Here is a 14,568-nt window from a genome sequence, read left to right as displayed (position 1 = left end):
AGCCGGAGCCGACCCCCACGACGCCGCCGGCGCGCGGGGCCCGCGCCGGCGGCGTCGTGGGGGTCGGCTCCGGCTGGTGTCCGTCACGGGTCTCCTGCACAGGGCTCAGGGTCCGGCGCACCGTCCACGGACCGGTCGGCCCGTCGCACGCGGGCCGGCTCCCGTCGGCGACGCTCGTGCCGTGACGACTCCACCGCACCGCTCCACACCGACCCTGCTCGTCGTGTGGGCACTGCTCTCGGTCGGGCTCGTGCCGGGCTGCCCGTCCGGGCCGGCCGACGAGCGCACGCCCGCTCCACCTCGTGTCGGGGCACCGCGGGCGATCAGGACGGACGACGGGCGCTCCCCACGCTGGCGGTGGCCGACCGGTGGGCGCGAGGTGGTCCGCGGCTGGGAACGTCCGGCCGACGACTACGCGGCCGGGCACCGCGGCATCGACGTGGCTGCGGCGGTCGGCACGACGGTGGTGGCGGTGGCCGACGGGACGGTGTCCTTCGCGGGCCAGGTCGGTGGGCGGACTGTCGTGTCGATCGACCACGGCGGCGGCCTGGTGAGCACCGTCGACTCGGTCACGCCGTCGGTCGCCGCGGGCTCGCTGGTGGCGCGGGGCGACCCGGTCGGGACGGTCGCCGTGGGCCACTGCCCGGCATCGGCACCGTGCCTGCACCTCGGCGCACGGGTCGACGGGCGCTACGTCGACCCGCTGCCGTACCTGCCCGCGGCCGACTGGCCCGTCCTGCTCCCGGAGTCGGCCTGGCCGGGGTGAGACCAGGCGTGTGGGTGCCGGGACCAGGCCCGGCACACGTGCCGCGTCGGGGCGGGTCGGGGCGAGGCGGTCGGTTCAGGCGCGCGGGTGTGCTGTCCGGTACACCTCGCGGAGGCGGGCCGAGGACACGTGCGTGTAGATCTGCGTCGTCCCGAGACTCGCGTGCCCCAGGAGTTCCTGCACGGCACGCAGGTCCGCTCCCCCGTCGAGCAGGTGTGTCGCCGCCGTGTGCCGGAACGTGTGGGGGCCGCTCGGCCCCGCGCCCGGCAGGCCCTCGAGCGCCCGGGCGACGGTGCGGTACACGCTCCGTACACCGAGCCTGCCCCCGCGGTCCCCCAAGAACAGCGCGGGCGCCCCGAGGTGTTCCGCGCGTCCCTGCTCCTGAGCACGAGCGACGAGGACGGGACGGCCTCGGTCGAGCCAGGCCTCGAGCGCGTCGCGCGCCGGCACCCCGAAGGGAACCACGCGCTCCTTCCCGCCCTTGCCGAGCACGCGGACGGTCAGCCGGGAGCGATCGAGGTCGACGACGTCGATCCCGACCAGTTCGCTCACCCGGATGGCGGCGGCGTAGAGCAGCTCGACGACCGCGAGGTCCCGGAGCGCGCCCGGGTCGTCGGTGTCCGCCTGCGCGGTGAGCTGGTCGAGCACGGTGCGCACCTGGTCCGACGACACCACGCGCGGCAGGTGCGCCGCGCCCTTCGGCGCTCGGAGCCGCGCCCCGGGATCGGTCTCGAGCACGCCGGTCTCGCTCGCCCAGCGGGTGAAGGCCCGCACGGAGGACGACCGCCGGGCGATCGTGGAGCGGGCGAGCCCGCGCTGGTCGGCCTCCCACAGCCAGTCCCGGAGCAACTCGAGTCCGAGGTCGCGCACGTCGGTCACGCTCCGGTCCGCGGCGAACCGGACGAGCTGGTCGAGGTCGTTCGCGTACGCGCGCACGGTCTGCTCACCCAGCCCTCGGGCGTGGCGGACGTGCTCGAGGAACGACTCCACCGCCACCACGAGACGTCCGTCAGTGCGCTCTCCCACGGATCCAGCGTAGGCGCGTGCGCATCACGCGCGGGCCCACCCGCCGACGGTCTGCACCACGAGGCCCTGCAGCTGGGCCAACGCGAGCGCGTCCGCCACCTCTGCGAGCGACATCCCCGAGCGGACCGCGAGGTCTTGCTCCCCGAGCGGCCTCCTCCCGAGCGCGTCGAGCACGCGCAGCACCCCGGGGTCCTCGCGCCCCGACCGCAGCGGCTCGCTGGTGTCGGGCACGGGACCGACGCCTCGGGCTCCCCCACCTCCGACGACCGCATCGACCGGGTCCCGCGGGCGGACGACGATCTGCGCCCGCCCCTCCGCCACCAACCGGTGGCACCCGACCGACGCCGAGGACGAGAACGCCCCCGGCACCGCGAACACCGGCCGACCGAGCTGGCCGGCGTGGTGCGCCGTGTTGAGCGCACCCGAGCGCGCTCCTGCCTCGACGACGACCGTCGCTGCGCCGAGCGCGGCGATGAGCCGGTTCCGCGCGAGGAACCGCCACCGTGTCGGCCGGGTGCCCGGCGGCGACTCGGCGAGCAGACCGCCCTGCCGCGCGACGTTCCGGAGCAGCTCGACGTTCCCGGCCGGGTACAACTGGTCGATCCCGCCCGCGAGCACCGCGATCGTCGGCGCTCCGGCAGCGACCGCGACCCGGTGCGCCGTCGCGTCGATGCCGTAGGCACCCCCGCTCACGACGCTGCACCCGGCGTCCGCAGCCACGGAGGTGATCTCGGCCGCGGCCTCGGCTCCCGCGATGGTGTTCGCACGCGACCCGACCACGGCGAGGGCGGGTCCCGCGGTGCGCCCGCCCGATCGGGTCCACAGGACGACCGGCGCGTGGAGCCCGAGGTCGTCCACCCCCGCCGGCCACCCGGCGGTCCCGGGGACGAGCAGCCGTGCACCGACCGCCCGTGCCGCCTCGGTGACGGTCAGCACGTCGGTGCGACCCAGTCGCGGCGACCACCGTCGGAGCGCATCGTCGACGGCGCTCGCGAACACCGACGGGGCTTCGGAGCCCGGTACCCGCGCGTCGGCGCAGGACTCGAGCAGCGTTCCGGGGCCGTCGTCGCAGGCCGCACGGACCAGGGCGAACGAGCGTTCCGCACCCAGCCCCTGCACGAGCGCGCCCGCCACGGCATCACCCGGCTCGACCACCGCCGACCACGCCACGCGCGCGGAGGCCTCGACCGGGTCCACGGCACTGCTCCCGCCCGGTCCGAGCAGGGCGCGGACGACGCCGAGCAGGTCGGCAGCGCCGTTCACATCGCGCTCCGGAGGGCCAGGGCGTCGCGGACGTGCCGGTCGTCCGGGCGGTCCGCGCCCCGCAGGTCGGCCAGGGTCCACGCCAGCCGCATGGTGCGGTCCCACCCACGCATGGTCAGCGTGCCGAGGTCGAGCGCGTGGTCGAGGAGCGCGGTCGCGCCCGGCACGGCCCGCCCCGGACCGCGGAGCCACGCTCCCGACACCTCGGCGTTCCGGGTCCACCCGGTGCCCTCCAGCCGGGCACGCATCGCGGTCCGAGCTGCCTCGACCGTCGCGCGACCCTGTTCCGTCGTGGGGGTCGAGCCGTCCTCGCCGCGGATGAGACCGGTCGTCACACGCGGCACCCGCACCCGGACGTCCATCCGGTCGAGCAGCGGCCCGGACATCCGACCGAGGTACCGCCGAACGGTGGCCGGTGGGCACTCGCACGGCTGCCGCGACGAACCGGCGTTCCCGCACGGACACGGGTTCGCGGCCAGCACGACCTGGCAGCGCGCCGGGAACTGGGCGGCTCCGGCGGCACGGTGGACCGTGATCCGACCGGACTCGAGCGGCTGCCGGAGCGCGTCGAGGACCGCGCGCGGGAACTCCGGTGCCTCGTCGAGGAAGAGCACGCCCCGTGTCGCCCGCGACACCGCGCCGGGCCGCACCGTGCCGGAGCCACCCCCGATGAGGGAGACGGCGGACGCCGAGTGGTGCGGCGCCTCCCACGGCGGCCGCGTCGTCCAGGAGGCGGCGCCGTGCCCCGCGACCGACCGTACCGCGGCGACCTCGAGCGCGGCCTCGTCGTCGAGGTCGGGCAGCAGCCCCGGCAGGCGCTCCGCGAGCATCGTCTTGCCCGCTCCCGGCGGGCCCACGAGCAGCGCGTGGTGTCCGCCCGCAGCCGCCGCGATGATCGCCCGGACACCGACGGGGTTCCCGACGACGTCGGCGAGCTCGGCCACCGGTGACCGCTCGGGCAGGACCGGCGCGGCGAGCACCGGCTCGACCTCCACCGGCGGCAGCAGCGCCCCCGCGTCGATGGCGGCGGCCCGGAGCGAGTCGACCGGCTGGACCTCGACCCCCCGCACGAACCGCGCTTCGGCAGCGTTGCCCGTCGGCAGGACGACCCGGTCGACGCCCGCGTCACGGGCGGCGAGCAGCATCGGGACGACACCGGGCACCGGCCGGAGCCGCCCGTCGAGCCCGAGTTCTCCGACGTAGACGACGCGTTCGCTCACGCGCGGGGCGACACCGGCCCCGGCGAGCACCGCCATGGCGATCGCGAGGTCGAACGCGGACCCCCGCTTCGGGATCGCCGCCGGAGTGAGGTTCACCGTGATCCGCCGCGCGGGCAGCGGTGCACCGGCGTTGGCGGCTGCCGCCCGCACGCGCTCGCGGGCCTCCCCCAGCGACGTGTCCGGCAGCCCGATGATGCTGAACGCGGGCAACTGGCTCGTCAGGTGCGCCTCGACCTCGATCCGGCTGCCGGTCACGCCGAGGAGCGCGACCGCCGCAGACCGGCCGATCCCGGTCACAGGATCCCCGCGACGTGCTCGACGCCGACCCGGTCCCCGTCGACGTGCACCGCGACGGCGTCGAGCCGGACCGCCGGCGCGTGCGTGCCCGGGTGGGCTGCGAACCACATCGGGACGAGCTGTCGCAGCCGAGCGGTCTTCGCCGGCGTGATCGCCTCGAACGGGTGACCGGTCGATGTCCCGGCCCGCGTCTTCACCTCGATGAAGACGAGCGTCGGCCCGTGCCACGCGACGACGTCGACTTCTCCGCGCGCACACCGCCAGTTGCGTTCCACCAATCGGTACCCGCGATCGGTGAGCCAAGCCACTGCCTGGTCCTCGCCGTACCTGCCGAGCGTTCGTCGTCGTTCCATGTCGTTGCCTCCGCCGACGACGATGAGGGAGACCACCGGTCACGCGACTGCTCGACGACGAGATTGTGGAAGAGCACGAGCGATGGAAATGCTGTGCAGGAATGACGAGACCCCGGGTGATGCGTGATCACCCGGGGTCGTGGGACGTCAGCGTCAGTGCGCCGCTGCGTAGGCTTCCTGCACCTGCGTGGAGATACGGCCGCGGCTGGAGACCTCGTAGCCGTTCTCCTTCGCCCATTCACGGATCTTCGCGAGTTCCTCGGAGTTGCCGCGCTTGGGAGCCGACTTGGGCGCGGAACCGCTGCCGCCGGACCGACGACCGGACACCTTGCGGGCGGCCGCGACGTAGTCGGAGATGGCTTCGCGGAACTTGTCCACGTTCTCGTCGGAGAGGTCGATCTCGTAGTTCGAACCGTCGAATGCGAATTCGACGGTGCGGCCTTCGCCGGCTGCGATGGGCGAGTCGTCGAGGTCGTCGACGAGCTGGACGGTGACCTTCTGTGCCATGTCGTGCTCCTGGGTCGTGGGGAAAGGATCTCCACCACCGTATCGTCACAATTGCAGGAATGTCACCGGAAAGGGTCCGGGTCGTCATTCCGACAAGAAGACGACGATCACTCGTCGAGTGCGAGTTCCTTCGGGAGTTCGAGTTCCCGGCTGGTCAGTTCTTCGACGTTCACGTCCTTGAACGTGAGGACGCGGACGGACTTCACGAAACGGTCGGATCGGTACACGTCCCAGACCCAGACGTCGTTCATCGTCAATTCGAAGTAGAAGTCGTGCTCGGTGTCCCGGCGGACGAGGTCGACCTCGTTGGCCAGGTAGAACCGCCGCTCGGTCTCGACCACGTACCGGAACTGCGACACGACGTCGCGGTACTCGCGGTACAGGGCAAGTTCGACCTCGCGGTCGTAGTCGTCGAATTCGTCGTCATCCATCGCCCGCACAGTCTACGGCGAGTCGGCGAGCGGTGGACGACAGCGTGGTCAGCCGGCGGCGGGGAGCCCTTCGAGTGCGTCGAACCCGTCGAGGGCGACGCTCGACGCCTGGTGGAGCCAGCTCTTCCGGTGCAGCGTGTGGGCACCGACAGCCCGGATGCCGTCGTAGTGCGCCGCGGATCCGTAGCCCTTGTTCGATGCCCAGGCGTAGTGCGGGGCGTCGTCGTGCGCCGCGACCATCAGGGCGTCCCGCTCGACCTTCGCGACGACGGACGCCGCTGCGACCGAGGCACAGTCACGGTCGGCCTTGACCCGGACCACGACGTCGAGCGGACCGAGCGCACGCGTCAGCTCGCCGGGGACCGCCCGGGACAACCAGTCGAACGACCCGTCCAGCACGACCACCGCGCCGTCGAGCGACAGCCCGTCCTGCACCAGCGCCCCGAGGGCCGCAGCGCCCGCCTGTCCGAGCGCCGGCACGATCCCCTGCTCGTCGACGACCTGCGCGGTCGCCATCCCCACGGCGGTGCGCGCCCAGCGGCGGACCACCGGCACGAGCTCGGTGCGCCGTGCAGCGGACAGCAGCTTCGAGTCGGCGAGGCCCTGCGGCACCCGCCCGACGTCCACCGTCACGGCTGCGACACCGACGGCGACCGGGCCGGCGATCGCACCACGGCCGACCTCGTCCATGCCGATCACGGTCACCCGTCCGGCGGAGAGCAGCTTCTTCTCGACGCGCAGGGAGGGCCGGACGGCGCTCACTCGTCCCGCTCCTCCACGCCCGCGAAGACCTCGGGGTGGTCGTCGAGCCAGGTCCACCGGCTCGTCGGCCAGGAGATGACGAACGCCCGCCCGGTCACGTCCGACAGCGGGACGAAGCCCTTCGACGGGGTGTCGCGGTTGTACCGGGAGTCCTTCGAGTCGTTCCGATTGTCGCCCATCACCCAGATGGACCCCGCGGGCACGGTCACCGAGAACGGATCGGCCGACGCCGGTGCTCCGTCGGGCAGGAGCGTGTACGGCTCCGTGATCGGCACCCCGTTGACGGACATCTGCCCGAGGTCGTTGCAGCACGACACCTCGTCGCCCGGCAGCCCGATGACGCGCTTGATGAGGTGGTCGTCGCTGTCACCGGTGCCCAGCCCGACCTGGGTGAGGAGCCAGTCGATCGCCTTCGCCGGCTGCGTCGTGGGCGCGACGTTCGGCACGTCCGCGCCGGTCAGCCACCCGCCCGGGTCCTTGAACACGACGACGTCGCCGCGCTTCAGCGACACGACGTCCGGCACGAGTTCGTTCACGATCACCCGATCGTTGATCTGCAGCGTGTTCTCCATGGACGCCGACGGGATGTAGAACGACCGGATCAGGAACGTCTTCACGAGGAACGACACGAGCAGTGCGGCGAGGAAGATGATGACGAGGTCCCGCAGGAACGTCAGGACGCCGTTCCCCTGCTTCTCCGTCCGCGGGCGGCGCCCCGATCCGTGCGTCGTGTCCGTCATTTCCGCTCTCGCTCACGTCCGCACTCGACGAGCGCGGAGACCCTGCGCTCCCTCGGAGCGCGCACAACGGGAAAGCCCCCCGTCGATGCACAACCGTACATCGGCGAGGGGCGTCCAGCGGCACCCGGCTCGCGGGCGCTCACTGTGAAGGCGATCAGGCGTCGCGCTTCTCCTTGATCTTGCGGCGGGCGGCCTTGCCCCGCAGCTCGCGCAGGTAGTACAGCTTCGCGCGACGGACGTCACCGCGGGTGACGACCTCGATGTGGTCGATGATCGGCGAGTGCACCGGGAACCAGCGCTCGACGCCGACCTGGAAGCTCACCTTGCGCACCTTGAAGGTCTCGCCGAGGCCGTGGCCCTGACGCGCGATGACGACGCCCTGGAAGACCTGGATACGCGAGCGCGTGCCCTCGATGATGTTGACGTGCACCTTGATGGTGTCGCCGGGACGGAAGTCGGGGACGTCGGTACGCAGCGACGCTGCGTCGACGTGGTCGAGGAGCTGGCTCATGTTCGGTTCACTCTCTGCGGACGCGCACGGGTCGCCGCGGATCGGTAGCTGGAAAGAAGGTGTTCGTGCCCGGAATCGGCGACTCCCCCATGGCAGAGTCCAGCCAGGGCACAGCGATCAATCCTGCCACAGAAGGGGAGCCGCTGCCAACCGGTGCAGGATGGACGCATGATCGAACTCCGCACCCCCGCCGAGCTGGAGGGCCTGCGCGCCGCCGGCCGGTTCGTCGCCGACGTCCTCGACGAACTGCTCGAGACCGTCGACGTGGGCGTGAACCTGCTCGACCTCGACCGCGTGGCCGCCCGGATGATCGCCGAGCGCGGCGCGGTCAGCTGCTACGTCGACTACCACCCGTCGTTCGGCAACTCGCCGTTCGGCAGGAACCTCTGCACCTCGGTCAACGACGCCGCACTGCACGGTCTGCCCCACGACCGCGTCCTGGTCGACGGCGACCTGGTCAGCCTCGACTTCGCCGCGAGCGTCGACGGGTGGGTCGCCGACTCAGCGATCACCGTGCAGGTGGGCACCGTCCGGGAGGAGGACCAGCGGCTCGTCGAGACCGTCGAGCGAGCGCTCGCGGCAGGGATCGAGCAGTTCCGTCCCGGCAACAAGCTGGGCGACGTCTCGTACGCCATCGGTCGGGTCGCCAAGGACGCCGGTTACACCGTGAACACGCAGTTCGGTGGCCACGGGGTCGGCCGGACCATGCACGGCGACCCGCACGTGCCGAACGACGGCCGCCCCGGGCGCGGGCTGAAGCTGCGCCCCGGACTCGTCGTCGCGATCGAGCCCTGGCTCATGCAGGGCACCGACGAACTCGTGCAGGACGAGGACGGCTGGACGTTGAAGAGCGTCGACGGCTCGCGTGCCGCGCACGTCGAGCACACCGTCGCCGTCACCGAGGCCGGTCCCGAGGTCCTCACCCTGCGTCGCGCCCAGCGCACCGGCGCGACCGTCTGACGGGCGGGAGGGGCGCACGTCCTGGTCGCGCGACCTGCCGCTCACGTTCCGCGTGGACGGCACGTCGTGCGACCGGAACGCGCACGGACGGCACGTCGTGCGACCGGAACGCGCACTGACGGCACGTCGTCCGACCCGAACCGCCCGGCACCCACCGGGGCCACCGGGGGTCGGTCGCGGGCCGGGGGTCAGACGAGCCGCGGCGCCCAGCGAACCGGCGCTACGCGTCGGGCAGCAGGTCGGGTCGGACGCGCCGCGTCCGCTCCACCTGCTGCTCGTGCCGCCAGGCCGCGACCCGGGCGTGGTGCCCGCTGAGCAGCACGTCCGGCACCTCGAGGTCCCGCCAGACCGCGGGCTTCGTGTACGAGGGGTACTCGAGCAGGCCGTCCTCGTGGGACTCCTCGACGAGGGACTCGGGGTTGCCGACGACGCCGGGGACCAGGCGGCCGACCGCCTCGATCATCGCCATCGCCGCGACCTCTCCGCCGTTCAGGACGTAGTCGCCGAGCGAGAGCTCGACCACCGAGCAGCGGGACGCGGCCCACTCGAACACACGGGCGTCGATCCCCTCGTACCGCCCGCAGGCGAAGACGAGGTGCTCGTGGTCGGCGAGCGACCGGGCGATCGGCTGTCGGAACGGCGTTCCGGCCGGGGTGGGCACGACGAGTGTCGACGATCCGTCCTCGCGGAGGATCGACGACAGCGCCTGTGCCCACGGTTCGGGCTTCATGACCATGCCCGCGCCGCCGCCGTACGGGGTGTCGTCGACGGTGCGGTGCCGGTCGGTCGTCCAGTTCCGCAGATCGTGCACGTGCACGTCCAGGAGCTTCTCCTGCCGGGCCTTGCCGAGCAGCGAGACGTCGAGGACGGAGAAGAACTCCGGGAAGATCGTGACGATGTCGATGCGCACGATCAGCCCTCGGGGTCGGTCGGCGTGACCGTCTCGGGGCGCGAGGTGTCCTCGGGCTCCTCGAACAGGCCCGTGGGCGGCGTCACCGTGACGGTCCCGGCGGCGATGTCGACCGTCGGCACGATCGCCGAGACGAACGGCACCAGGACCTCGCCGCGCGAGGGGGTGTCGATGGCGAGCAGGTCCTGCGCCGGCAGGTGGTCGACGCGTGCGACGGTGCCGACCTCGACGCCGTCGCGGAGCACGCGGAGTCCGACCAGCTGGTGGTCGTACCAGGCTTCGTCCTCGCCGGTCTCGGCGTCGGCGTCCTGCTCGACCCAGAGGATCGCCCGCGCGAGTGTCTCAGCGGCGGTGCGGTCCGCGACGCCCTCGAAGAAGGCGACCGGGTGGCCGTTGTACCAGCGGAGCTCGTCCAGCGTGATCGACCTGCCCGACCACGGGGAGTCCGCGGGGACCTGGAGCGTGAACTCCGCTCCTGGCGTGAACCGACGATCCGGGTCGTCGGTGTAGAGCTCGAGCTTGATGCCGCCCTTGAGCCCGTGCGCCTTCGTGATGCGACCCACCCGGAGCTGGGTCGTCTCCCTAGGAATCGGTGTCGACCACGTCGACCCGCACCCGCCCGCCGTCGGCGAGAGCCGAGACGAGGGTGCGGAGCGCCTTTGCGGTCCGTCCGGCGCGACCGATCACGCGGCCGAGGTCCTCGGGGTGCACACGCACCTCGAGGACCTCGCCCCGCGCGGAGGTGGAACTGGCGACGCGCACGTCGTCCGGGTGATCGACGATCCCCTTGACGAGGTGCGTCAGCGCGGATTCGAGCAAGGAATCAGGCCTCGGTCGTCTCAGCGGCGTCGGCCGACTCGTCGGCGGCGGGGGCCTCGGGGGCCTTCTTCTCCGACTTCGGCTTGAGGACCGGCTTCTTGGCCGAGTCGGCGACGAAGGCTTCCTTCGGCTCGGCGACCTTGACGGCGGACTCGGTGTTGCCCTCGCCCTTGAACTTGCCCCAGTCGCCGGTCAGCTTGAGGAGCGCCGCGACCTGCTCGGTCGGCTGCGCGCCGACGCCGAGCCAGTACTGCGCACGGTCCGAGTTGATCTCGATGACCGAGGGCTCCTCGGTGGGGTGGTACTTGCCGATCTCCTCGATCACGCGACCGTCGCGCTTGGTGCGCGAGTCGGCGACGACGACACGGTAGTACGGCGCACGGATCTTACCGAGACGCTTGAGACGGATCTTGACAGCCACAATTGCTCCTGTTGCGTGTTGTTGTGGTTGAACCGGAACCGCGGGCGTGGGGGCACGCGCGGTGGAAGCTCTGAGAGATTCGCGATCCGCTGGATAGAGGGTCGAGCGGACGCGATTCGACCGTTCATTCTTGCAGGTTTCCGCCCGAGAAGCGAGTCAGGACGCGCCGGCGGGGTCGACACCTCACGGCGCGAGTCGCCGCACCGCCTCGAGTGCCTCGCTCGTCGCGCGGACCGCGTCGACGCTCCGGGCGTCGCGCGCACCGCCCACGACGGCGAACGGCACGCCGACTGCCCGGAGGCCCGGCACGAGCCCGTCGCCCGCCGTCCCGTCCGCCCCGGGAGCCCGCTCCTGCCCGGCGCACACCACGACGTGGTCCGCCGGCACTGCACGTTCGGCGCCGTCCTCGTCGCGGATCCAGAGCGCGCCCGGCTCGATCCGCAGGTACTCCTGCACGCCGCCCAGCATCCGCACGCCGGCGTCGCGCAGCCGACCGAGCGCCACCCAGCGCGAGGTGATGCCGACGCCCTGGCCGAACTTGCCCGTCCGTCGGAGCACGGTGACCTCGGACCCGGGTCGGAGCACGCGCTCGGCGGCCGGCAGGCGCTGCGGCACGTCGCCGATGACCTCGTCGGCGACGTCGACGTCCCACCGGGCGGCGAACGCCGCGGCCCGGACGACCTCGTCGGGCGACTCGACCAGGAACGCCGCCGTGTCGACCCCGATCCCGCCACCGCCGATCACCGCGACCGTGCCCGGTGGCACACCGTCGCGCAGGGCGGCCTCGTACGACACCACGTGCGGCAGCTCGGCGCCCGGGACGTCGATCGGACGCGGTACGACGCCCGGGGCGAGCACCACCGCGTCGCTGTCGAGCAGGTCGGCGGCGGTCGCGGCCCGTCCGAGGTGGACCGTCGCCCCGCGCTCGTCGAGCTCGGCACGCGCTGCCCGGACGGTGGCCGCGTAGTCCTCCTTGCCCGGGATCTCGGCGGCCAGGGCGAACTGCCCCCCGAGCGTCGGGGCGGCCTCCCAGAGCGTCACGGTGTGCCCGCGTCGAGCGGCGTCCACGGCGGCGGCGAGCCCGGCCGGCCCGCCGCCGACGACGTCGACCCGCTTCGGCTCCGTCGTCGGGCGCGCGGGGAAGGCGAGTTCACGGGCGGCACGGGGGTTCACGAGGCACGACACCGGCTGCCCGACGATCGAGCGGTCGAGGCACGCCTGGTTGCAGCCGATGCAGGTGTTCACGACCTCGAACCGACCCGCGAACGAGCGCTGCACGATCTCCGGGTCGGCCAGGAACGGTCGGGCCAGGGCCACCGCGTCGACGAGGCCGTCCCCGAGCACCGCCTCGCCGTCCCGCAGGTCCGTCATCCGGTTCGAGGCGATGACCCGCACCTCCGGGTGATCGGACGCCCGCACCACCCGTGCGACGCGCTCCGCGTACGCGAGCCACGCGCCGTGCGGCACCGCGGCCTGCACGGTCGGGGTCCGCGACTCGTGCCAGCCGATGCCGACCGAGATGCCGTCGAGCCCCAGCGGCAACAGGCCCTGCACGAGCGCGTCGACCTCGTCGTCGGTGGTCGAGCGCGGCATGAGGTCGGTGCCGGAGAGCCGGATCGTCACCGCGAGGTCCGGCACCGCCGACCGCACGGCCCGCACGACCTCGATCGCGAACCGGCGACGGCGCACGGCGTCGCCGCCCCACTCGTCGTCGCGCAGGTTCGTGAGCGGCGACTGGAACTGGTTGACGAGGTACCCCTCGGACGCCATGATCTCGACGCCGTCGAAGCCGATGTCCCGCGCTGACCGGGCCGCAGCCGCGAAGTCCTCGATGGTCCGCTCCACCTCGGCACCCGTCAGTTCCGCGGGGACGACCCCGCGCGCAGCCGCCCAGGGCAGGGACGACGGCGCCACGGCCCGCTGTGGGCGCCCGTGCCGGTCGAGCACGCCCTGCACGAGCGCGTACCGGCCGGCGTGGAAGAGCTGCGCGAGGACGGCCGCGCCCTCCTCGTGCACGGCGTCGACGGCGACGCGGAAGCGCTCGTCGGCTCCCCCCGCGCCGAACACCGCGAAGTCCGGACCGCCGCGGGCCTCGTCGCTGACGGCGATCCCGCCGGTGACGATGCACCCGACACCCCCGGCTGCGCGCTCGCGGTAGAACGCCGCCATCGCCGCGCCGCCGTCGTCGAGGACCTCGAGCCCGGTGTGCATCGAACCCATCACGACCCGGTTCCGCAGGTGGAGCGGTCCGAGGGTCCACGGGGACGCGACGGTCCGGACGGACTCGGGGACCACGGGCACGGAAGCGACGCTGCTCATGGCACCACTCTGCCCGACGGCCGCACCGCGACCGAACTCCTTGTGCCGACCCTCCAACCCGACGGGCAGGATGGCCCCATGGACATCCGCTTCACCGAGTCCCGCCCGTCGACCCTCGGCGTCGAGTGGGAGCTCCCGCTGGTCGACCGCGGCACCGGCGACCTCGCGCCCCGTGCCCCCGCCGTGATCGCCGCCGTGCAGGAACGCCTCGGCGATCCCGACCGGGTCACCGAGGAACTCCTGACGAACACGGTCGAGGTGGTCACGGGCGTGCACGACACCGTCGGCGGCGCGACGAGCGAGCTCGCGGGCATCATCGGTGAGGTCGTCGACGCCGCCGAGCCGCTCGACGCGCAGGTCATGTGCTCCGGCACCCACCCGTTCGCGGTCTGGGACCAGCAGGAGATCACGCCGGACAGCGAGCACTACAACACGCTCATCGACCGCACGCGCTGGTGGGGGCGCCAGATGCTCATCTGGGGTGTGCACGTGCACGTCGGGATCGACCACCGTGACAAGGCGGTGCCGATCATGAACGCCATGCTCGCGTACGTGCCGCACCTGCAGGCCTTCACCGCGTCGAGCCCGTTCTGGGGCGGCACCGACACCGGCTACGCGTCCAACCGTGCCCTCATGTTCCAGCAGCTCCCCACCGGCGGCATCCCGCCCGCCGTCGCCGGCTGGGGCGACTTCGAGACGGTCGTCGACGACCTGACGAAGACCGGTGTCATCGAGGGGGTCAAGGACCTGCGGTGGGACATCCGCCCCTCGCCGGGCTGGGGCACGCTCGAGAACCGCGTCTCCGACGGCATCTCGACGCTGCACGAGGTCGGTGCGGTCACCGCCTTCGTCCAGTGCCTGGTCACCGCCCTGTCGGACCGGCTCGACCGCGGGGAGACCCTGCCGTCGATGCAGCCGTGGTTCATCCGTGAGAACAAGTGGCGCGCTGCCCGCTACGGCATGGAGGCCGAGATCATCACGAACGCCGCCGGCGACGAGCGCCTGGTCACCGACGAGGTGCACGACCTGGTGGAGCGCCTGGACCCGATCGCCGAGCGCCTCGGGTGCCAGCAGCAACTGCACCACCTCGACACGATGATCGCGGAGGGCGCGTCGTACCAGCGGCAGCTACGCGTGGCGCAGGAGAACGGCGGTGACCTCCGCGCGGTGGTCCGCCACCTGGTCACCGAGCTGCGCGAGTCGCTCTAGGCACACCGGACGACGGACGGGAGGCCCGTGGCGGGTCCGCCACGGGCCTCCCGT

At 72.7% G+C, this 14,568-nt stretch carries 17 protein-coding genes; 3 read left to right on the top strand and 14 right to left on the bottom strand.

Annotated features, from left to right (window positions below; translation table 11 throughout):
* The first annotated feature begins 181 nt into the window (after positions 1 to 181).
* Positions 182 to 766 (top strand): murein hydrolase activator EnvC, encoded by a 585-nt coding sequence (locus tag DEJ23_RS13320; RefSeq protein ID WP_258375541.1) that lies wholly within the window; start codon positions 182 to 184, stop codon positions 764 to 766.
* A 75-nt stretch (positions 767 to 841) separates the two neighbouring features.
* On the opposite strand, the gene DEJ23_RS13315 is transcribed toward DEJ23_RS13320, so the two are convergent.
* From DEJ23_RS13315 to rplS, 9 genes are all read right to left on the bottom strand, one after another.
* Positions 842 to 1,792, bottom strand: coding sequence for a tyrosine recombinase XerC (locus DEJ23_RS13315; protein ID WP_111240716.1), 951 nt, complete (start codon positions 1,790 to 1,792; stop codon positions 842 to 844).
* A gap of 24 nt (positions 1,793 to 1,816) precedes the next feature.
* A complete protein-coding gene (gene dprA / locus DEJ23_RS13310; protein WP_181429265.1) occupies positions 1,817 to 3,055 on the bottom strand; it encodes a DNA-processing protein DprA in 1,239 nt (412 codons plus the stop codon).
* Positions 3,052 to 4,572: a YifB family Mg chelatase-like AAA ATPase gene (locus DEJ23_RS13305; RefSeq protein ID WP_111240714.1), complete on the bottom strand. Its 1,521-nt coding sequence runs from the start codon at positions 4,570 to 4,572 to the stop codon at positions 3,052 to 3,054. The genes dprA and DEJ23_RS13305 overlap by 4 nt, the downstream gene beginning before the upstream one ends.
* Positions 4,569 to 4,961 (bottom strand): YraN family protein, encoded by a 393-nt coding sequence (locus tag DEJ23_RS13300; RefSeq protein ID WP_258375540.1) that lies wholly within the window; start codon positions 4,959 to 4,961, stop codon positions 4,569 to 4,571. The genes DEJ23_RS13305 and DEJ23_RS13300 overlap by 4 nt, the downstream gene beginning before the upstream one ends.
* Before the next feature lie 117 nt (positions 4,962 to 5,078).
* A complete protein-coding gene (locus DEJ23_RS13295; protein WP_111240713.1) occupies positions 5,079 to 5,432 on the bottom strand; it encodes an Lsr2 family protein in 354 nt (117 codons plus the stop codon).
* Between the two features lie 107 nt (positions 5,433 to 5,539).
* Positions 5,540 to 5,863 carry a DUF2469 family protein gene (locus DEJ23_RS13290; RefSeq protein ID WP_058730091.1) on the bottom strand — a complete coding sequence of 108 codons (324 nt, stop codon included), beginning with the start codon at positions 5,861 to 5,863 and terminating at the stop codon, positions 5,540 to 5,542.
* A 48-nt stretch (positions 5,864 to 5,911) separates the two neighbouring features.
* Complete coding sequence (locus DEJ23_RS13285) at positions 5,912 to 6,625, bottom strand: ribonuclease HII (RefSeq protein ID WP_111240712.1); 714 nt, start codon at positions 6,623 to 6,625, stop codon at positions 5,912 to 5,914.
* Complete coding sequence (gene lepB, locus DEJ23_RS13280) at positions 6,622 to 7,365, bottom strand: signal peptidase I (RefSeq protein ID WP_111240711.1); 744 nt, start codon at positions 7,363 to 7,365, stop codon at positions 6,622 to 6,624. Before lepB ends, DEJ23_RS13285 begins: the two co-directional genes overlap by 4 nt.
* 154 nt (positions 7,366 to 7,519) lie before the next feature.
* Complete coding sequence (rplS, locus tag DEJ23_RS13275; RefSeq protein ID WP_111226325.1) at positions 7,520 to 7,876, bottom strand: 50S ribosomal protein L19; 357 nt, start codon at positions 7,874 to 7,876, stop codon at positions 7,520 to 7,522.
* Positions 7,877 to 8,044: 168 nt separating this feature from the next.
* Here rplS and map point away from each other — a divergent pair, with 168 nt between their 5' ends.
* The gene (gene map, locus DEJ23_RS13270) at positions 8,045 to 8,836 is read left to right on the top strand and encodes a type I methionyl aminopeptidase (RefSeq protein ID WP_111240710.1); all 792 of its coding nucleotides are present in this window, start codon (positions 8,045 to 8,047) and stop codon (positions 8,834 to 8,836) included.
* 220 nt (positions 8,837 to 9,056) lie between these two features.
* On the opposite strand, the gene trmD is transcribed toward map, so the two are convergent.
* The 5 genes from trmD to DEJ23_RS13245 all read right to left on the bottom strand — a co-directional run bounded on the left by trmD (position 9,057) and on the right by DEJ23_RS13245 (position 13,305).
* On the bottom strand, positions 9,057 to 9,746 hold the full coding sequence (gene trmD / locus DEJ23_RS13265; protein ID WP_111240709.1) for a tRNA (guanosine(37)-N1)-methyltransferase TrmD: 690 nt from the start codon (positions 9,744 to 9,746) through the stop codon (positions 9,057 to 9,059).
* A 2-nt stretch (positions 9,747 to 9,748) separates the two neighbouring features.
* Positions 9,749 to 10,309 (bottom strand): ribosome maturation factor RimM, encoded by a 561-nt coding sequence (gene rimM, locus DEJ23_RS13260; RefSeq protein ID WP_111240708.1) that lies wholly within the window; start codon positions 10,307 to 10,309, stop codon positions 9,749 to 9,751.
* Positions 10,310 to 10,328: 19 nt separating this feature from the next.
* Positions 10,329 to 10,565, bottom strand: a complete 237-nt coding sequence (locus DEJ23_RS13255; RefSeq protein WP_111240707.1) for an RNA-binding protein — start codon at positions 10,563 to 10,565, stop codon at positions 10,329 to 10,331.
* Positions 10,566 to 10,569: 4 nt separating this feature from the next.
* Entirely contained in the window at positions 10,570 to 10,986 is a 417-nt protein-coding gene (gene rpsP / locus DEJ23_RS13250; RefSeq protein WP_111240706.1) for a 30S ribosomal protein S16, read from the bottom strand.
* Between the two features lie 183 nt (positions 10,987 to 11,169).
* On the bottom strand, positions 11,170 to 13,305 hold the full coding sequence (locus DEJ23_RS13245) for an FAD-dependent oxidoreductase (RefSeq protein WP_111240729.1): 2,136 nt from the start codon (positions 13,303 to 13,305) through the stop codon (positions 11,170 to 11,172).
* A gap of 78 nt (positions 13,306 to 13,383) precedes the next feature.
* On the opposite strand from DEJ23_RS13245, the gene DEJ23_RS13240 reads away from it, so the two are divergent.
* Positions 13,384 to 14,514, top strand: coding sequence for a glutamate--cysteine ligase (locus tag DEJ23_RS13240; protein ID WP_111240705.1), 1,131 nt, complete (start codon positions 13,384 to 13,386; stop codon positions 14,512 to 14,514).
* The last annotated feature ends 54 nt before the right edge of the window (positions 14,515 to 14,568 follow it).

It is taken from the genome of Curtobacterium sp. MCSS17_008, assembly GCF_003234185.1.
Classification (GTDB): Bacteria; Actinomycetota; Actinomycetes; order Actinomycetales; family Microbacteriaceae; genus Curtobacterium.
The sequence above is the reverse complement of the archived record's forward strand: the minus strand, read 5'-3'. Positions and strand labels throughout refer to the sequence as shown.